The sequence below is a fragment of the Streptomyces sp. NPDC030838 genome (assembly GCF_055572035.1).
This window is the reverse complement of record NZ_JBVIED010000014.1, coordinates 221,953-240,281: the sequence shown is the minus strand read 5'-3', so window position 1 is coordinate 240,281 and position 18,329 is coordinate 221,953. Positions and strand designations below refer to the sequence as shown.

Here is an 18,329-nt window from a genome sequence, read left to right as displayed (position 1 = left end):
GCCGCTCGCCGCGATTCACCGCGATCCACTGCGACACCGCGCGACGCACTGCGCCTGCCGCCGCCCCGCGAGCGGCCTGCCGTGCGCCTGCTGTCCGCCCGCTCCTGCTGCGATATTGCCACTTACTCGGCGGAAGGTGGCAGAACCATGCAGTGGACGAAACAGAACGAACAAACTGTGTATGAAAACCGCTGGTTCAGCGTCAATCTCGCAGATGTCGAGCTGCCGGACGGCCGGCACCTCGACCACTTCCTGATACGGCTGCGGCCCGTCGCCGTGGCCACGGTGGTGAACGAGGCCAACGAGGTGCTGCTCCTGTGGCGCCACCGCTTCATCACCGACAGCTGGGGGTGGGAACTCGCGGCCGGCGTCGTCGAGGACGGCGAGGACATCGCGGCGGCGGCGGCCCGGGAGCTGGAGGAGGAGACCGGCTGGCGGCCGGGACCGCTGCGCCACCTGATGAGCGTGGAGCCGTCCAACGGGCTCACCGACGCCCGGCACCACATCTACTGGGCCGACGAGGGAGAGTACGTCGGGCACCCCGTGGACGACTTCGAATCGGACCGCCGGGAATGGGTCCCCCTCAAGCTCGTCCCCGACCTGGTCGCCCGCGGCGAGGTCCCGGCCGCCAACATGGCGGCCGCACTGCTGTTACTGCACCATCTCAGGCTCGGTCAGGACCCCGTTGGCTAGCGACCGATGGCCTGCCAGATCGCCACGATAAGGGCCCCGACGGCGGTGACGGCCGTGATCGAGGGCAGCGGCCAACGGGCGTGCTCCAGGGTGACGAGCCGGGTGTGCAGCTCGTCCACTTCCTTGGCGGTCTCCTCGGTGCGGTGGGAGAGCAGAGCCAGCCCACCCTCGACGCGGGCGTACGCCACGTCGAGCCGGCGGCGTAACTCTGCGAGTTCCTCCGTGGAGACGGATTGCTGGGATTCGGCGGTCACGAAACCGCTCCTTTCCGTGGTCCTCACATCCCTTGCATGCGCATGCTGAGTCAACTCGCCTGGTGGGCGCATGGGGAGTGTGTGCGCACGGCATATGCGGACCCGCCCCGCACACGGTGTGTGAATGACGTGGGCCCGGCACCTCCGTCAGGTGCCGGGCCCATGCAGCTAGCGCTGCGTAATCAGCCGTGCGGGTAACAGGCGTAATCAGCCGTACGTGTAAAAGCCGGAACCGGTCTTGCGGCCCAGCCGTCCCGCGTCGACCATGCGCTGGAGCAGCGGGGGAGCGGCGTACAGCGGCTCCTTGTACTCCTCGTACATCGAGTGCGCCACGGAGGCCACCGTGTCCAGGCCGATGAGGTCGGAGAGCTTCAGCGGGCCCATCGGGTGGGCGCAGCCCATCTCCATGCCGTTGTCGATGTCCTCGCGGCTGGCGATGCCCGACTCGAACATCCGGATCGCGGAGAGCAGGTACGGGATCAGCAGCGCGTTGACCACGAACCCGGAGCGGTCCTGGGCGCGGATGGCGTGCTTGCCGAGCACCTTCTCGGTGAACAGCTGCGCCCGGCTGAGGGTGCCCTCGGAGGTGGTGAGCGCGGGGATCAGCTCGACGAGCTGCTGCACCGGGGCCGGGTTGAAGAAGTGGATGCCGATGACGTGGTCCGGCCGCGAGGTCGCGACGGCCAGCCGCACCAGCGGGATGGAGGAGGTGTTGGAGGCCAGGATCGCGTCCGGGCGGGTCACCACCTGGTCGAGCACCTGGAAGATCTCGGTCTTGACCTGCTCGTTCTCGACGACCGCCTCGATCACCAGATCGCGGTCGGCGAACTCGCCGAGGTCGGTGGTGAAGCTCAGCCGTGCCTGCGTCGAGTCCCGCTCGGCCTCGCTGATCTTGCCGCGCTCGGCGGCCTTGGCCAGGGAGTTGAACAGCCGGGTGCGGCCGATCTCCAGGGCCTCGCCGGTGGTCTCGGCGACCTTGACGTCCAGGCCGGCGCGGGCGCACACCTCCGCGATACCGGCGCCCATCTGGCCGCAGCCGACCACTCCGACGCGCTCGATGTCGGTCACATCGTCCCCTTCGCTGATCTCTGGGCCCCGCACAGGTCCGCCGGGTCCCGGGGCCTGCTCGTGCCTGCTCCGTTCGTGCACGTTACCGCCAAGTATCGATGATCGATCGCCGGGGTCGGGCATCCTGGGCCCGGAGACGATCCGTGACCGCGTGGAAACGCGGTGTAGGGGGTGTTCTGCTGATGAGACGTGTGACACGCCGGGCGTTCGCGGCGGCGGTGGTGTCGACCCTGGCGATGGTGGGGGACGCCATGGCGGTCCCCGGGCGGGCCGGGAAGCCGCTGCGGGACGAGGATCCCGTTCCGGACGACGGCGAGTGCGTGCAGCGGGAGCTGACCGCGTCGGCCGGGCAGCCGGGCGGTGCCGCGGCGGCCGGGGAGATGCGCGGGATGTGGCTGGCCACCGTCAACAACCGCGACTGGCCCTCCCAGGCGGGACTCACCGCCGCCCGGCAGCGCGCCGAACTGCTCGCCCACCTCGACCAGGCGGTGCGCAGCCGTCTCAACACGGTGATCTTCCAGGTACGGCCCACGGCGGACGCGCTGTGGCCCTCGCCGTTCGAGCCGTGGTCGCAGTACCTCACCGGCACCCAGGGCAAGGACCCCGGCTGGGATCCGCTCGGCACAGCCGTCGCGGAGGCCCATGAGCGCGGTCTTGAGCTGCACGCCTGGTTCAACCCGCTGCGCGTGGCGAACCACGGGGACCTGAGCAGGCTGGTCCCGAGTCACCCCGCCCGCCGGCATCCGGAGTGGGTGGTGAGCTACGCCGGGAAGCTCTACTACAACCCCGGGCTGCCCGAGGTCCGCTCCTTCGTGAAGGACGCGATGATCGACGCGGTCGCCAAGTACCGGATCGACGCGGTCCACTTCGACGACTACTTCTACCCGTATCCCGTCCCGGGCCACAGGTTCGACGACGACGAGGCCTTCGACCGGCACGGCGGGGACTTCACCAACCGGGCCGACTGGCGGCGCGACAACATCGACCGGCTGGTGCGGGACATGGCGGCCCGGATCAAGAAGGCCCGGCCCGGCACCCGGTTCGGGATCAGCCCGTTCGGGGTGTGGCGCAACGCGGACAACGACCCGCTCGGCTCGGACACCCAGGCCCTCCAGGCGTACGACGATCTGTACGCGGACACCCGGAAGTGGGTGCGGGAGAACTGGGTGGACTACATCTGCCCACAGCTGTATTGGCACATCGGCCTCGCCGCCGCCGACTACGCCAAGCTGGTCCCCTGGTGGGCCGAGGTCGCCCGGGGGAGCGGAACCCGGCTGTACATCGGGGAGGCCCTGTACCGGGCCGGCAACCCGGCGCACCCCGCCCCGTGGCAGGACCCGGCCGAGCTGTCCCGCCATCTGACCTTGGCGCGCCGGCACCCGCAGGTGAAGGGACATGTCTTCTTCGCCGCCAAGGACGTGGCGACGGACCCGGTCGGTGCCATGGCGCGGGTGATCGCCGACCACTATCGGCAGCCGGCGAACCCCGCGCTCTGAGTCACGTCCCGGTCATCGGAGGCTGGGTCCTCCGGTGCCGGATCTCGGTGTCGGGGCCCGGGGAGCACAGACCCTCGTGCCCGTCCTCGAACTTGACGCGGTACGGGGGGTTGCCCTCCTGGCCGAGCACTTCCACGATCTCGCCGACCTTGTCGTGCTGTCCGACCACCCTGCCGTGCTGGACAAGCTGGTCGCCCACGCTTGCGCGCATCTGGGGCCTCCTCCATTGCGGGAGCAGCGGTCCGTGGCCTCGAGTCTACGGCGGTGAGCACCGGGCGGAACCCCGCGGTGCCACCGCTCAGCCCCGCGCCCGTTGGGTGACGGCGATGCAGACGAGCACGGCCGCGGCCGTCAGCGGGGCGGCCACTGTCAGGTGCTCGCCCAGCAGCAGCACCGACCACACCAGTGTGAGCAGCGGCTGGGCCAACTGCAACTGGCTCGCCTTCGGGATGCCGATGGCCGCCATGCCCCGGTACCAGACGACCAGGCCGAGGAACTGCGACCCCGCCGCGACCCACAGCAGACCGGCCACGGCGTGCGCGGTGAGGGTCACCGGCTCGTACGCCAGCGCGATCGCCGCGGCCGGGACGCTCAGCGGCAGACACAGCACCAGCGCCCAGCCGATCACCTGCCAGCCCGGCATCACCCGGGCCAGCCGGCCGCCCTCGGTGTAACCGGCAGCGCACACCAGCAGGGCGCCGAAGAGATACAGGTCGGCGGTGCTCAGCCCGCCGCCGCTCTGCTGCACCGTGAACACGCCCACGGCGGCCGCGCCCGCGAGCGCCGCGATCCAGAAGGTGCGGGACGGGCGGCTGCCGACGCGCAGGGCGGACAGCGCGGCGGTGGTCAGCGGCAGCAGCCCGACGACGACCGCGGCGTGCGAGGTGGTCGACGTCTGGAGCGCGAGGGTGGTCAGCATCGGGAAGCCGAAGACCACTCCGGCGGCGACCACGGCCAGCCCAGGCAGGTGCCTGCGGTCCGGCAGCGGGATCCGCAGAGCGAGCAGACAGCCGCCCGCGATCAGCGCCGCCAGCACACTGCGCACGGCCACCAGCGACCAGGGTCCGAAGCCCTCCAGTCCCCACGCGGTGGCCGGGAAGGTGAGAGAGAAGGCGATGACGCCGAGGGCGGCCTGAAGGGTGCCGCCGGAGATCCGGGACCGGGCGGGGGAGGGGCTGTCGACCGCTATCGCGGTCGGCGTGGTAGCGCTACTCTGTGCTCTCATGCAAGAGCGTAGCAGTGTGGGTGAACTGGCGGAACAGCTGCGGAGAGAGCTCGACCGCTACTCTCCGGGCGGAAAGCTGCCATCGAGTCGTGCGCTGGTGGAGCGGTTCCGCGTGAGCCCCGTGACCGTCTCCCGGGCGCTGGCGCAGCTCGCCGCGGAGGGCCTGGTGGTGACCCGGCCGGGCGCCGGGGCCTTCCGCGCCGAGCCGCCCGCCGCCGCGGCGCCCGCCGGGGACACCTCGTGGCAGGAACTGACCCTCAGCGCGGACGGCACCGCCGAACCGGTCCCGCGCTCGGTGGACGCCTCCGGGGTCCTGGTCTCGCTCGCCGCGCCACCGCCCGGCGTGATCGAGTTCAACGGCGGCTATCTGCACCCCTCCCTGCAGCCCGAGCGGGCGATGGCCGCGGCGCTCTCCCGCGCGGGGCGCCGCCCCGGCGCCTGGGGACGGCCGCCCATGGAGGGCCTTCCCGAGCTGCGGGAGTGGTTCGCGCGCAGCATCGGCGGCCCGGGCGGGACCGTCACCGCGGCCGAGGTGCTGATCACCTCAGGTGGCCAGTCCGCGCTGACCACCGCCCTGCGCGCGCTCGCCCCGCCCGGAGCGCCGGTGCTCGTGGAGTCGCCGACCTACCCCGGCATGCTGGCGATCGCCCGGGCGGCGGGCCTGCGGCCGGTGCCGGTCCCCGTGGACTCGGACGGGGTCCGCCCGGCGCTGCTCGCCGACGCGTTCCGCGCCACCGGCGCCCGGGTCTTCGTCTGCCAGCCGCTGTTCCAGAACCCCACCGGTGCCGTCCTCGCCCCCGAGCGGCGGGGTGAGGTGCTGCGGATCGCCCGCGAGGCCGGGGCGTTCGTCGTGGAGGACGACTTCGTCCGGCGGCTGGTGCACGAGGACGCGCCGCCGCTGCCGCGCCCGCTGGCCGCCGAGGACCCGGACGGCGTCGTCGTCCACGTCTGCTCGCTCACCAAGGCCACCTCGCCGAGCTTCCGGGTGTGCGCGCTGGCCGCCCGCGGCCCGGTGCTGGAGCGGCTGCGCGCCATCCAGGTCGTCGACACCTTCTTCGTCCCCCGGCCGCTCCAGGAGGCGGCGCTGGAGCTGGTCGGCTCGCCGGCCTGGCCGCGTCATCTGCGGGCCGTCTCCGCGGAGCTGAAGGCCCGGCGCGACGCCATGACCGCCGCGCTGCGGCTGCACCTGCCCGAGGTGGCGCTGCCGCATATCCCGAGCGGCGGCTACCACCTCTGGCCGCGGCTGCCCGAGGGCACGGACGAGACCGCCCTGACGGCGGCGGCCCTGCGCGCGGGCGTGGCCGTCACCCCCGGCCGCCCCTACTTCAGCGCCGAACCGCCCGCCGCCCATCTCCGGCTGAGCTTCGCGGCGGTCGCGGGCACGGCGGAGATCACGGAGGGGGTGCGGCGGCTGCGGACGGCGTGCGAGGAGGTGTTCTAGGCGGGCGGCAGCGGGACGAGACCGCAGGTGAACTCGGCGGTCTCGAACAGCTCCGGGGTCAGGCGTATACCGGTGAGGCGGTGGGCGAGGGCGAAGGCGGCCTCGGTGTGCCGGTCGTAGTCGCAGTCCTCGGCGTCGCTGAGGTCGAAGCCCGCCTCGCGCATCTCGGTGAGGAGTTCGTCGGGGTGGCTGCCGTCGCGGTCGTAGGCGAAGAGCGGTTCGAAGTGCAGGCGCAGGGTGCCGTCCTCGAACCAGTTGAAGTGGTCCACCGCGTTGATGTTGCGGTAGTGCGACACCACCGTGCGCCCGCGTGACAGGGGCAGCATCACTTCGTCCAGCGTGCCCACGTAGCCGTTGTGCTCCACCATGAGCGACCAGTCGCCGACGGCGGTGACGCCGGCCAGCAGCCTTTCTCCCGAGCAGCGGTGCCAGGCGTCGCAGCTCGGCTCGCGCAGCGCGTCCACGCCGATGAGCGCGGGCGCGGGCTCGGCCCGCAGCTCCCGCAGCAGCGCCTTGGGGGCGAGTCCGCGCACCAGCGTGACGCAGTACGCCTCCATGAGGTCCTCGTACCGCTCCTCCAGCCACGCGTAGTCCGCGGCAGTCGTGAGCCCGTTCATGCACCGCAGCATCGCACCCGCCACTGACAACCCGTCCCGACCTGCGAAAACCGCTCGACCTCGGCGCTGCGGACCTGCCAACCTCCCGGCATGACCGACACCTTCAGCCTCCCCGACGGCTACGAGATCTCCACCGACCCCGCCCGCGTCGACGCCGAGCGCGTGCACCGATGGCTGTCCACGGACGCGTACTGGGCGATCGGGCGGCCACGCGAGAAGCAGGACCGGGCGATCGCGGGGTCGCTCAACTTCGGGGTGTACGACACGGTTTCGGGGGAGCAGGTGGCCTATGCCCGGGTCGTCACCGACCGGACGACCTTCGCCTGGCTGTGCGATGTGTACGTGGACCCGTCGGTGCGCGGCAAGGGCGTCGGCACGGCGCTGGTGGCGGCCGTACGGGAGGAACTGCGGCCGGACGGGCTGCGGCGCATCCTGCTCGCCACGCACGACGCCCACGGGGTGTACGAGAAGCTGGGGTTCGCGCCGCTGGAGCGGCCGGACCAGTGGATGGCGCTGCACTTCGGCCAGTGAGACGGGGGGCACCTTCGGTAACCCATAGGTAACACCTCTTGACCTGCGTACTCGCGCGGCTCACCATCCCCGCATGGCACTTCGGGTCACGTTCGTCGCCGCCGCCCGCAGCTCCCCGCTGCTCGCGGAGCGCTTCGAGGACGACCGGCCGCTGGACCAGGCGGGCTGGGACGAGGTGCAGCGCGTCGCCGGCGAGCTGCTGCCGCTCGCGGCGGCCGAGCTGCGCTACTGCTCGCCCACGCCCCGCAGCCGCGCGACCGGCGACGCCCTCGGCTACGCGCCGCTGGTGCAACTCGCCCTGCGGGACTGCGACATGGGCCGCTGGCGCGGGCTGACCCTCGGGGAGGCGATGGCCCGCGAGCCGGAGGCGGTGGACGCCTGGCTCGCCGACCCGCGCGGCACTCCGCACGGCGGTGAGTCGCTGCTCGCCTTCATCGGCCGGGTCGGCGGCTGGCTGGACACCCGGCCGCCGGAGGACGGCTGCCGGATCGTCGCGGTGGCCGAGCCGTCGGTGATCCGCGCGGCGCTGGTGTACGCGCTGAAGGCGCCGCCCTCCACCTACTGGAACATCGACGTACGCCCCCTGTCGACGACCACCGTGACCGGCCGGGCGGGACGCTGGAACCTCCGCTTCGACGGGGCGCAGGCTCAGCCCTCGCGTGCGTAGTCGGTGGTGAGGACGAGGTCCTTCGCCGGGCCGCGCACCCGCCACACCGTCCGCCAGTGGTCCTCGTCCCGGACGGTGAACTCGCCCCGGTAGAGGTCGGCCGAGCACGGATGGTCGGCGATGTGCCGCCCCGAGGCCAGGTCCAGGTCGTGGAAGGGCCGCCCGTCGGCGAAGCGCACGTCCGCGGCTCCGGGACGGTCCCCTGGCAGGAAGCGCAGCGTCCGCTCGGCGGGCCGGGCGACGCCTCCCCAGGTGAAGATGCCGGATTCACGGTGCACCAGCCCGCCCTCTGCCAACGGGCTGAAAACCGTCGTACCGGAGAACTCCCCTCCGTCCCCGCTCGCGAGATCCCGCACGGTGCGCTCGACCCGCCAGCTCCCGGCCAGATAGGCCAGCACGTCGGCAACTGGCCAGAACTCGCCCATCGCTTCTCGCTCTCCGTCCCGTCCGTTGCTGCACGACCCATTGACGCGTACCCGCCCTCTCCCTATCTTGCCGTTCGAAGTGCTGACCAATGTCCGATATTTCGAACCACTCAGTTTCTGACAGCTCCTTCCCGGAGCAGAGCCGCGGAGTATCCATGTCACGCACCACCCGCACCACCCGCTGGAGACTCGGCCTGACCGCCACCGCCGCGCTGGCCGTCTCCTCGGTGCTCGCGCCTGCGCCCGCGCACGCCGAGGCCGTCACCGACTACGCCATCACCGTCGACCCGTCCGCCACCGGCGCGAAGATCGACGACACGATGTACGGCGTCTTCTTCGAGGACATCAACCGCGCGGCCGACGGCGGTCTCTACGCCGAGCTCGTGCAGAACCGGTCCTTCGAGTACTCCACCGCCGACAACGGCTCGTACACCCCGCTGACCTCCTGGGCGGTCGACGGCACCGCGCAGGTCGTGAACGACGACGGCAGGCTCAACGAGCGCAACCGCAACTACCTCTCCCTGGGCGCCGGTTCGGCGGTCGCCAACGCCGGTTACAACACCGGGATCCGGGTCGAGCAGGGCAAGAAGTACGACTTCTCCGTCTGGGCCCGCGCCGCCGCCGGAACCACCCTCACCGTGTCCCTGAAGGACGCCGCCGGTGAGCTGGCCACCGCCCGCCAGGTGGCCGTCAAGGGCGGCTGGGCCAAGTACACCGCCACCTTCACCGCGACCCGCACCAGCAGCCGCGGCCGCCTCGCGGTCGCCTCCTCCGGTGCCGCCGCGCTCGACATGGTCTCGCTGTTCCCGCGCGACACCTACAAGAACCAGCCCAACGGCCTGCGCAAGGACCTCGCCGAGAAGATCGAGGCGCTCGACCCGGCCTTCGTCCGCTTCCCCGGCGGCTGCCTGGTCAACACCGGCTCCATGCAGGACTACAGCGAGGCCTCCGGCTGGCAGCGCAAGCGCAGCTACCAGTGGAAGGACACCATCGGCCCGGTCGAGCAGCGCGCCACCAACGCCAACTTCTGGGGCTACAACCAGAGCTACGGCCTCGGCTACTACGAGTACTTCCGCTTCGCCGAGGACATCGGCGCGATGCCGCTGCCCGTCGTCCCCGCCCTGGTGACCGGCTGCGGCCAGAACCGCGCCACCGACGACGAGGCGCTGCTCCAGCGGCACATCCAGGACACCCTCGACCTGATCGAGTTCGCCAATGGCCCGGCGACCTCGAAGTGGGGCAGGGTGCGCGCCGAGATGGGCCACCCGAAGCCCTTCGGCCTGACCCACATCGGCGTCGGCAACGAGGAGAACCTGCCCAACGAGTTCTTCGCCCGCTTCCAGAAGTTCCGCGCCGCGATCGAGGCGAAGTACCCGGACATCACGGTCATCTCCAACTCCGGCCCGGACGACGCGGGAACCACCTTCGACACCGCGTGGAAGCTGAACCGCGAGGGCAAGGTCGACATGGTCGACGAGCACTACTACAACAGCCCGCAGTGGTTCCTGCAGAACAACGACCGCTACGACAGCTACGACCGCAGCGGCCCGAAGGTCTTCCTCGGCGAGTACGCCTCCCAGGGCAACGCCTTCAAGAACGCCCTCGCCGAGGCCGCGTTCATGACCGGCCTGGAGCGCAACGCGGACGTCGTCAAGCTCGCCTCGTACGCCCCGCTGCTCGCCAACGAGGACTACGTGCAGTGGCGCCCGGACATGATCTGGTTCAACAACCACGCCTCCTGGAACTCGGCGAACTACGAGGTCCAGAAGCTGTTCATGAACAACGTCGGCGACCGGGTGATCCCCTCCACCGCGACCGGCACCCCGAACGTCAGCGGCCCGATCACCGGCGCGATCGGCCTGTCCACCTGGGCGACCAGCGCCGCGTACGACGACGTGAAGGTCACCTCCGCCGACGGCACCACCCTGCTGAGCGACGACTTCTCCGGTGACGCCTCGAAGTGGACCCACTCCGGCGCCGGCAGCTGGAGCATCCAGGACGGCGCCTACGTCCAGACCGACGCCGCCGCCGAGAACACCCTGGTCACCGCGGGCGACCCGGCCTGGAAGGACTACGACCTGCATGTGAAGGCCACCAAGAAGTCCGGCAAGGAGGGCTTCCTCGTCGCCTTCGGCGTCAAGGACACCGGCAACTACTACTGGTGGAACCTCGGCGGCTGGAACAACACCAGCTCCGCCGTCGAGCAGGCCTCGGACGGCGGCAAGTCGACGCTGATCTCCAAGCCGCACTCGATCGAGACGGGCCGCGCCTACGACATCGACATCAAGGTACGGGGCCGCCAGGTCAGCCTCTACCTGGACGGACAGCTGTGGGGCAGCTTCACCGACGACAAGCCGGCCGAGCCGTTCCGCCAGGTCGTCACCGAGGACGAGCGCACCGGTGACCTGATCGTCAAGGTCGTCAACGCACAGGCCACGGCGGCCCGTACGGCGATCGACCTGGGCGGCGCCAAGGTCTCCTCGCGGGCCCGGGTGACCACCCTGGCCGCCGACCCGGAGGACGTGAACACCGAGATGGACACGCCGGTCACCCCGGTGAGGTCCACGTTCACCGGCGTGGCCGGGAAGTTCACGTACACCTTCCCGGCGAACTCCGTCACCTTCCTCAGGATCGCCCAGCGGTAAGGAGGCGGCGCGGGCGGCTCAGACGCCGAAATAGGCCTGGGCCGCCCGCACCCCCTCCGCCAGCGCGTCGACTTCCGCCGGCGTGTTGTAGACGTGGAAGCTCGCCCGGGTCGTCGCCGGAATCCCGTACCGCCGCACGATCGGGCGGGCGCAGTGATGGCCGACCCGGACGGCGATCCCGCGCTCGTCCAGGACCTGGCCGACGTCGTGCGGGTGGACGCCGTCGACCGTGAAGGAGACGGCGCCGCCCCGGTCGGCCAGGTCGCGCGGGCCGACGATCCGGACACCCGGGATCTCGCCCAGCAGCTCCAGGGCCCGCGCGGTGAGCCGGTCCTCGTGCGCCGCCACCTCGGCCATGCCCAGCGCCCGGAGATAGTCCACCGCCGCCGCCAGGCCCACCGCCTGGGAGGTCATCGGCACACCCGCCTCGAAACGCTGGGGCGGCGGCAGGAAGGTCGTCCGCTCCATCTCCACGATCTCGACCATCGACCCGCCGGTCAGGAACGGCGGCAGCGAGTCGAGCAGGTCGCGCCGCCCCCACAGCACGCCGACGCCGTACGGGCCGAGCATCTTGTGCCCGGAGAAGGCCAGGAAGTCCGCGCCCAGCTCGGTGACGTCCACCGGCCGGTGCGGCACCGACTGGGCGCCGTCGACCACCACCAGCGCACCCACCGCGTGGGCGCGGTCGGCCAGCAGCCGCACCGGGTTGACCGTGCCGAGGACGTTCGACTGGTGGGTGACGGCGACGACCTTGGTCCGCTCGTCGAGCAGCTCGTCGATCCGGGAGAGGTCGAGGCGGCCGTCGTCCGTCAGCCCGAACCAGTCCAGCGTGGCGCCGGTCCGCTCGGCGAGCTGCTGCCAGGGCACCAGATTGGCGTGGTGCTCCATCTCCGTCACCACGATCCGGTCGCCGGGGCCGATCCGGCGGGCGTTGCCCAGCGCGTAGGCGACGAGGTTGATGCCCTCGGTGGTGTTCCGGGTGAACACGATCTCGTCGTCCGCCGCGCCGACGAACGCCGCGACGGTGTGCCGCGCGTTCTCGTACGCCTCCGTCGCCTCACCGGCGAGCTGGTGGGCGCCGCGGTGCACGGCCGCGTTGTGGTGGAGCAGGAAGTCCCGCTCGGCGTCGAGGACCTGGAGCGGTTTCTGGGTGGTGGCGCCGGAGTCGAGGTAGACGAGGCGGGCGCCGCTGTCCAGGGTCCGCTCCAGGATCGGGAAGTCCTTCCGCAGCGCGTCCACGTCGAAGGCCACGACGCCTCACCTCTCACGTTTTCTCACGGGGTCTGTGACTGTTTACCGTGAGGCACGCTAGGTCTCCTCACGGAGAATCGCAAGTATTACCATGAGAACGTGGATCATGAATCCCCCGTCTACCTGCATCAGCTCCCGGTCCCCGGCGAGGAGCGCTATGTCTCCCTCGCCCTGGTCAACACCCGCTTCACCCTCAGCCACGGCCGGGTCGACCTGCTCGACGACGCCGAGGCCGCCCACCTGTGGCTGGTCCGGCACGAGCTGCTGCCCGACCGGACCGCGCTGAACGGCCGGCAGTTCGGCAGACTCCTCGGCCTGCGCGAGGCGCTGCGCGCCCTCTTCACGGCGTACGGCACCCAGGGCGCACCCCCCGCCGACAGCCTCGCCGTGCTCAACTCCGCGCTCGCGGCCGCCCCGCCGACCCCCCGCCTCGACTGGACGGCCGACGGCCCGCGCCGCGCCCACACCCCCGACGCGGACAACCCGGCCGGCGCCGCGCTCTCGCTGCTCGCCGAGGACGCCGCCGACCTGCTCACCGGCCCCGAGGCAGGCCAGCTCGCCGAGTGTGCCGCCCAGGGCTGCGCCCGCTGGTTCCTGCGCTCCCACGCCGCCCGCCGCTGGTGCACCACGAAGTGCGGCAACCGGGTGCGGGCGGCACGGGCGTACGCGGCGCGCCGGGCGCGCTGACGTCACCCGTGGCGGAATCACGGCTTCCCTGTACGTGATCGGTAACAGAGCGGCGAGGGCACGCCGTCCGAGGGCGGGCCTCGGGCACACTCTGCGTGCGGCCGACGTGCGACAGCGGCCGCGTACGACCGACCACGGGGGAACCACCTTGAACACTCCTGCCCGCGAGAACCGCCACCGCTCCAGCCGTCCCAGGCGCCGCAACCCTTACGTCGTGGGGGCCGCGGTGGTCGCCGCGCTGCTCGCGACCGCCGCCTGCGAGTCGAGCGGGGGTGACGGCCCCGACGAGTCCAAGCCGTCGGCCCCGACGAGCACGACGGCCTCGGCCGAACCGAGCGCCACCCCTTCGGTGAAGCCGAGCCCGACGGCTTCCGGAACCCCGGGTGGCGACGGCGGAAGCAGCGACAGCGGCACGGAGACCGTCGCCGCCTGCACCGGCGACGTCCTCGCGGTCTCCGCCGAGAAGGAACCCGCCGACAGTAAGGACGCCCGGCGCCTGCTCCTCACCGTCCAGAACGTCGGCGACGCGACGTGCGCCCTTTACCGCTACCCGTACGTCCGTATCGGTGAGGCCCAGTCCGTGACCCCCGTGATCGAGGACAGCGCGCCGGACCCGGGGCAGCCCGTCACCATCGCCCCGGGCGAGGAGGCGTACGCCGCGCTGCTGGTCAGCGGCGGTGCCCGGGACGAGTACGAGGCGGACGGCGTCACGCTCGGCCTGCAGGGCCGCACAGCGGGCACCGAGGTGAGCGAGCCGGTCGACGTTCCGCTGCCCGTCGACCGGCTGTACGCGGACGACGGCCAGCTCGTCACCTACTGGACGACCGCGTCCGGCCTCGCCCTGGACTTCATCACGTCGAAGTGACCTGACCTTCTCCTCCTGGGCCGGCATAGCGTTGCATAAACGTGCAGCGATACGTATAGTCATGCCATCCAGGAGGAGGTTCCATGACGGTACGTGCGGCAGTGGCCGGAGCGAGCGGATACGCGGGCGGAGAGCTGCTGCGTCTGCTCCTGACGCACCCCGAGGTCGAGATCGGCGCCCTGACGGGCAACTCCAACGCCGGACAGCGGCTCGGCGCGCTGCAGCCGCATCTGCTGCCGCTGGCCGACCGGGTGCTCCAGGAGACCACCGCCGAGGTGCTCGCCGGGCAGGGCCGACGGCATGACGTGGTCTTCCTCGCCCTGCCGCACGGGCAGTCCGCCGCCGTCGCCGAGCAGCTCGGCCCGGACGTCCTCGTCGTCGACATGGGCGCCGACTTCCGGCTGAAGGACGCCGCCGACTGGGAGAAGTTCTACGGCTCCCCGCACGCCGGGACCTGGCCCTACGGCCTCCCCGAACTTCCGGGTGCCCGCGCCGCGCTGGAGGGGTCCAAGCGCATCGCGGTGCCCGGTTGCTACCCCACGGCCGTCTCCCTCGCCCTCTTCCCGGCCTACGCCGCCGGACTGGCCGAGGCCGAGGCGGTGATCGTCGCCGCGTCCGGCACCTCCGGCGCGGGCAAGGCGCCCAAGCCGCACCTGCTGGGCAGCGAGGTCATGGGCTCCATGTCGCCGTACGGCGTCGGCGGCGGCCACCGGCACACGCCCGAGATGATCCAGAACCTCAGCGCGGCGGCCGGTGAGCGGGTCTCCGTCTCCTTCACCCCGACCCTCGCGCCGATGCCTCGCGGCATCCTCGCCACGTGCAGCGCGAAGGCCAAGCCGGGCGTCACCGCCGACTCCGTGCGCGCCGCCTACGAGAAGGCCTTCGCCGACGAGCCGTTCGTCCATCTGCTCCCCGAGGGGCAGTGGCCCGCCACGGCGTCCGTCCAGGCTTCCAACGCCGTTCAGGTGCAGGTCGCGTACGACGAGGCCGCGGGCCGGATCATCGCGATCAGCGCCATCGACAACCTGACCAAGGGCACCGCCGGCGGTGCCGTCCAGAGCATGAACATCGCACTGGGTCTCGATGAGACCACTGGGCTTTCCACGATCGGAGTCGCTCCGTGAGCGACGCACGTGCAGCCACCGGGCTGCAGATGACGACGATGGCCGCACCGCTGCGCTGCACGGGCGGAGAAGCGAACGAGGAGATGCAGTGAGCGTCACGGCAGCCAAAGGGTTCACGGCGGCGGGCATCGCCGCCGGGATCAAGGAGAACGGCAACCCGGACCTGGCCCTCGTGGTCAACACCGGGCCGCGCCGCGCCGCCGCGGGCGTCTTCACCTCCAACCGTGTGAAGGCCGCGCCGGTGCTGTGGTCCGAGCAGGTGCTCAAGAGCGGTCAGCTGACGGCCGTCGTCCTCAACTCCGGTGGCGCCAACGCCTGCACCGGCCCCAAGGGATTCCAGGACACCCACGCGACGGCCGAGAAGGTGGCGGAGGTGCTGGACATCGGCGCCGGCGAGGTCGCCGTCTGCTCCACCGGTCTCATCGGCGTGCTGCTGCCCATGGACAAGCTGCTGCCCGGCGTCGAGACGGCCGCCGCCCAGCTGTCCGAGCACGGCGGCGAGAAGGCCGCCATCGCCATCAAGACCACCGACACCGTCCACAAGACGTCCGTCGTCACCCAGGACGGCTGGACCGTCGGCGGCATGGCCAAGGGCGCCGGCATGCTCGCGCCGGGCCTCGCCACCATGCTGGTCGTGCTCACCACCGACGCCGACCTCGACAGCGCGACCCTGGACCAGGCGCTGCGCGCCGCCACCAAGGTCACCTTCGACCGGGTCGACTCCGACGGCTGCATGTCCACCAACGACACCGTGCTGCTGCTGGCCTCCGGCGCCTCCGGGATCACCCCCGAGTACGCCGAGTTCGCCGAGGCCGTCCGGGCCGTCTGCGACGACCTCGGTCAGCAGCTGATCCGGGACGCCGAGGGTGCCAGCAAGGACATCAAGGTCGAGGTGATCAACGCCGCGACCGAGGAGGACGCCGTCGAGGTGGGCCGCTCCATCGCCCGCAACAACCTCCTCAAGTGCGCCATCCACGGCGAGGACCCCAACTGGGGCCGCGTGCTCTCCGCCATCGGCACCACCAAGGCCGCCTTCGAGCCGGACCGGCTGAACGTCGCCATCAACGGTGTCTGGGTCTGCAAGAACGGCTCCGTCGGCGAGGACCGCGAGAAGGTCGACATGCGCTACCGCGAGGTGCACATCGTCGCCGACCTTGCCGCCGGTGCCGAGACCGCCACCATCTGGACCAACGACCTCACCGCCGACTACGTCCACGAGAACAGCGCCTACTCCTCATGAGCACTCGTAAACACACCGCTCTGCCCAAGGCCCAGATCCTCATCGAGGCGCTGCCCTGGCTGGTCCGGCACAACGGCAAGACCGTCGTGATCAAGTTCGGCGGCAACGCCATGATCGACGAGGAGCTGAAGGCCGCCTTCGCCCAGGACGTGATGTTCCTGCACCACGCCGGCCTCAAGCCCGTCGTCGTGCACGGCGGCGGCCCGCAGATCAGCGCCGCCCTCGACAAGCACGGCATCGTCAGCGAGTTCAAGGCGGGCCTGCGCGTCACCACCGAGGACGCCATGGACGTCGTACGCATGGTGCTCGCCGGGCAGGTGCAGCGCGAGCTGGTCGGGCTCCTCAACCAGCACGGCCCGCTCGCCGTCGGCCTCACCGGCGAGGACGCGCACACCATCACCGCCACCAAGCACCAGCCGGAGATCGACGGCGAACTGGTCGACATCGGCCGGGTCGGCGAGATCACCGACATCGACACGGGCGTCATCGAGGCGCTGCTCGCCGACGGCCGCATCCCGGTCGTCTCGTCGATCGCCCGGTCCCAGGACGACGGACACGTCTACAACGTCAACGCCGACACGGCGGCCGCGGCCCTCGCCGCCGCGCTGGGCGCCGAGACCCTGATGGTCCTCACGGACGTCGAGGGACTCTACGAGGACTGGCCGAACAGCGACGAGGTGATCAGCCGCCTCACCGCCTCCCAGCTGGAGAAACTGCTCCCCGAGCTGTCCTCCGGCATGGTGCCGAAGATGGAGGGCTGCCTGCACGCCGTGCGCAACGGCGTCACCACCGCCCGGGTCATCGACGGCCGGGTCCAGCACTCGATCCTGCTGGAGATCTTCACCGACGAGGGCATCGGCACGATGGTCGTGCCCGACGAGCACGAGGGGGACGCGAAATGACGGGCAATCTGGAGCTGACCCAGCGGTGGCAGGGCGCGCTCATGAACAACTACGGCACCCCGCGCCTGCCCCTCGTCCGCGGCGCGGCCACCCGGCTGTGGGACGCCGACGGCAAGGAGTACCTCGACTTCGTCGGCGGTATCGCCGTCAACGCGCTCGGCCACGCCCACCCGGCGATCGTCGAGGCCGTGAGCAAGCAGATCGCCTCCCTCGGCCACGTCTCCAACCTCTTCGTCGCCGAACCGCCCGTCGCCCTCGCCGAACGGCTCCTCCAGCTCTTCGGCCGGGACGGCAAGGTCTACTTCTGCAACTCCGGCGCCGAGGCCAACGAGGGCGCCTTCAAGATCGGCCGGCTGACCGGGCGCACCCACATGGTCGCCACCCAGGGCGGTTTCCACGGCCGCACCATGGGCGCCCTCGCCCTCACCGGCCAGGCCGGCAAGCAGGACGGCTTCCACCCGCTGCCCGGCGACGTCACCCACGTCCCCTACGGCGACGCGCAGGCGCTGGCCGCCGCGGTCACCGAGGAGACCGCGCTGGTCATCATCGAGCCGATCCAGGGCGAGAAGGGCGTCGTCGTCCCGCCCGCCGGCTACCTCAAGGCGGCCCGCGCGATCACCGCCGCCACCGGCTCGCTGCTCGTGCTCGACGAGGTGCAGACCGGCGTCGGCCGGACCGGGCACTGGTTCGAGTACCAGGCGCACGAGGGCGTCCTGCCCGACGTCGTCACCCTCGCCAAGGGCCTCGGCGGCGGACTGCCGCTCGGCGCCACCGTCGCCTTCGGCCGCGCCGCCGACCTGCTGAAGCCCGGACAGCACGGCACCACCTTCGGCGGCAACCCCGTCGCCTGCGCCGCCGGACTCGCCGTCCTCGACACCATCGCGGCCGAGGGACTGCTGGAGAACGTCAAGCACCAGAGCGAGCAGCTGCGCAGCGGAATCGAGGGTCTCGGCCACCCGCTGGTCTCCCATGTCCGGGGTGCGGGCCTGCTCCTGGGTATCGTGCTCACCGAACCGCTTGCGGCACAGGTGCAGCAGGCGGCTCAGGACGCCGGTTTCCTGGTGAACGCGCCCGCCCCCGATGTCGTACGGCTGATGCCGCCGCTGAACCTCGGTGACGACGACGTGGCGGCACTGCTCCAGGCGCTGCCCGGCATCCTCGACGCAGTGAACGGGGACGGACGATCCGGAGAATGAGA

19 protein-coding genes are annotated in these 18,329 nt (G+C 71.4%); 12 read left to right on the top strand and 7 right to left on the bottom strand.

Features of this window, described 5'->3' with window-relative positions; translation table 11 throughout:
• Positions 1–147 precede the first annotated feature (147 nt).
• Entirely contained in the window at positions 148–693 is a 546-nt protein-coding gene (locus tag ACZ42A_RS30750; protein WP_468530554.1) for an NUDIX domain-containing protein, read from the top strand.
• Here ACZ42A_RS30750 and ACZ42A_RS30745 read toward each other — a convergent pair.
• Together ACZ42A_RS30745 and ACZ42A_RS30740 are read right to left on the bottom strand one after the other, a co-directional pair.
• The gene (locus tag ACZ42A_RS30745; protein ID WP_468530553.1) at positions 690–947 is read right to left on the bottom strand and encodes a hypothetical protein; all 258 of its coding nucleotides are present in this window, start codon (positions 945–947) and stop codon (positions 690–692) included. The two genes, ACZ42A_RS30750 and ACZ42A_RS30745, sit on opposite strands and share 4 nt — an antisense overlap.
• 207 nt (positions 948–1,154) lie before the next feature.
• On the bottom strand, positions 1,155–2,015 hold the full coding sequence (locus ACZ42A_RS30740; RefSeq protein ID WP_468530552.1) for a 3-hydroxybutyryl-CoA dehydrogenase: 861 nt from the start codon (positions 2,013–2,015) through the stop codon (positions 1,155–1,157).
• Positions 2,016–2,197: 182 nt separating this feature from the next.
• On the opposite strand from ACZ42A_RS30740, the gene ACZ42A_RS30735 reads away from it, so the two are divergent.
• Positions 2,198–3,511, top strand: coding sequence for a glycoside hydrolase family 10-like protein (locus ACZ42A_RS30735; protein WP_468530551.1), 1,314 nt, complete (start codon positions 2,198–2,200; stop codon positions 3,509–3,511).
• 1 nt (position 3,512) lies between these two features.
• On the opposite strand, the gene ACZ42A_RS30730 is transcribed toward ACZ42A_RS30735, so the two are convergent.
• Positions 3,513–3,722 carry a DUF1918 domain-containing protein gene (locus tag ACZ42A_RS30730; protein WP_468530550.1) on the bottom strand — a complete coding sequence of 70 codons (210 nt, stop codon included), beginning with the start codon at positions 3,720–3,722 and terminating at the stop codon, positions 3,513–3,515.
• A gap of 87 nt (positions 3,723–3,809) precedes the next feature.
• Positions 3,810–4,736, bottom strand: coding sequence for a DMT family transporter (locus ACZ42A_RS30725; protein ID WP_468530549.1), 927 nt, complete (start codon positions 4,734–4,736; stop codon positions 3,810–3,812).
• On the opposite strand from ACZ42A_RS30725, the gene ACZ42A_RS30720 reads away from it, so the two are divergent.
• Positions 4,735–6,177: an aminotransferase-like domain-containing protein gene (locus ACZ42A_RS30720; RefSeq protein WP_468530548.1), complete on the top strand. Its 1,443-nt coding sequence runs from the start codon at positions 4,735–4,737 to the stop codon at positions 6,175–6,177. The genes ACZ42A_RS30725 and ACZ42A_RS30720 overlap by 2 nt on opposite strands.
• Here ACZ42A_RS30720 and ACZ42A_RS30715 read toward each other — a convergent pair.
• Entirely contained in the window at positions 6,174–6,794 is a 621-nt protein-coding gene (locus tag ACZ42A_RS30715; RefSeq protein WP_468530547.1) for a DUF6461 domain-containing protein, read from the bottom strand. The two genes, ACZ42A_RS30720 and ACZ42A_RS30715, sit on opposite strands and share 4 nt — an antisense overlap.
• Before the next feature lie 90 nt (positions 6,795–6,884).
• Here ACZ42A_RS30715 and ACZ42A_RS30710 point away from each other — a divergent pair, with 90 nt between their 5' ends.
• Both ACZ42A_RS30710 and ACZ42A_RS30705 read left to right on the top strand, forming a co-directional pair.
• Positions 6,885–7,325, top strand: a complete 441-nt coding sequence (locus ACZ42A_RS30710) for a GNAT family N-acetyltransferase (protein ID WP_468530546.1) — start codon at positions 6,885–6,887, stop codon at positions 7,323–7,325.
• A gap of 73 nt (positions 7,326–7,398) precedes the next feature.
• Positions 7,399–7,992: a histidine phosphatase family protein gene (locus tag ACZ42A_RS30705; protein ID WP_468530545.1), complete on the top strand. Its 594-nt coding sequence runs from the start codon at positions 7,399–7,401 to the stop codon at positions 7,990–7,992.
• Here ACZ42A_RS30705 and ACZ42A_RS30700 read toward each other — a convergent pair.
• Positions 7,974–8,417, bottom strand: a complete 444-nt coding sequence (locus tag ACZ42A_RS30700) for a DUF6314 family protein (protein WP_468530544.1) — start codon at positions 8,415–8,417, stop codon at positions 7,974–7,976. The genes ACZ42A_RS30705 and ACZ42A_RS30700 overlap by 19 nt on opposite strands.
• 155 nt (positions 8,418–8,572) lie before the next feature.
• Here ACZ42A_RS30700 and ACZ42A_RS30695 point away from each other — a divergent pair, with 155 nt between their 5' ends.
• Entirely contained in the window at positions 8,573–11,062 is a 2,490-nt protein-coding gene (locus ACZ42A_RS30695) for an alpha-L-arabinofuranosidase C-terminal domain-containing protein (RefSeq protein WP_468530543.1), read from the top strand.
• Between the two features lie 18 nt (positions 11,063–11,080).
• Here the strand turns inward: ACZ42A_RS30695 and ACZ42A_RS30690 are convergent, their stop codons facing one another.
• Complete coding sequence (locus tag ACZ42A_RS30690) at positions 11,081–12,313, bottom strand: cysteine desulfurase (RefSeq protein WP_468530542.1); 1,233 nt, start codon at positions 12,311–12,313, stop codon at positions 11,081–11,083.
• 99 nt (positions 12,314–12,412) lie between these two features.
• On the opposite strand from ACZ42A_RS30690, the gene ACZ42A_RS30685 reads away from it, so the two are divergent.
• From ACZ42A_RS30685 to ACZ42A_RS30660, 6 genes are all read left to right on the top strand, one after another.
• Positions 12,413–13,000: an ABATE domain-containing protein gene (locus ACZ42A_RS30685; RefSeq protein ID WP_468530541.1), complete on the top strand. Its 588-nt coding sequence runs from the start codon at positions 12,413–12,415 to the stop codon at positions 12,998–13,000.
• A gap of 148 nt (positions 13,001–13,148) precedes the next feature.
• Entirely contained in the window at positions 13,149–13,865 is a 717-nt protein-coding gene (locus tag ACZ42A_RS30680) for a DUF4232 domain-containing protein (RefSeq protein WP_468530540.1), read from the top strand.
• An 83-nt stretch (positions 13,866–13,948) separates the two neighbouring features.
• The gene (gene argC, locus ACZ42A_RS30675) at positions 13,949–14,989 is read left to right on the top strand and encodes an N-acetyl-gamma-glutamyl-phosphate reductase (protein WP_468530539.1); all 1,041 of its coding nucleotides are present in this window, start codon (positions 13,949–13,951) and stop codon (positions 14,987–14,989) included.
• Positions 14,990–15,077: 88 nt separating this feature from the next.
• Positions 15,078–16,229 carry a bifunctional glutamate N-acetyltransferase/amino-acid acetyltransferase ArgJ gene (gene argJ / locus ACZ42A_RS30670; protein WP_468530538.1) on the top strand — a complete coding sequence of 384 codons (1,152 nt, stop codon included), beginning with the start codon at positions 15,078–15,080 and terminating at the stop codon, positions 16,227–16,229.
• A complete protein-coding gene (gene argB / locus ACZ42A_RS30665; protein WP_468530537.1) occupies positions 16,226–17,131 on the top strand; it encodes an acetylglutamate kinase in 906 nt (301 codons plus the stop codon). Before argJ ends, argB begins: the two co-directional genes overlap by 4 nt.
• Positions 17,128–18,327: an acetylornithine transaminase gene (locus ACZ42A_RS30660; RefSeq protein ID WP_468530536.1), complete on the top strand. Its 1,200-nt coding sequence runs from the start codon at positions 17,128–17,130 to the stop codon at positions 18,325–18,327. Before argB ends, ACZ42A_RS30660 begins: the two co-directional genes overlap by 4 nt.
• Positions 18,328–18,329 lie beyond the last annotated feature (2 nt).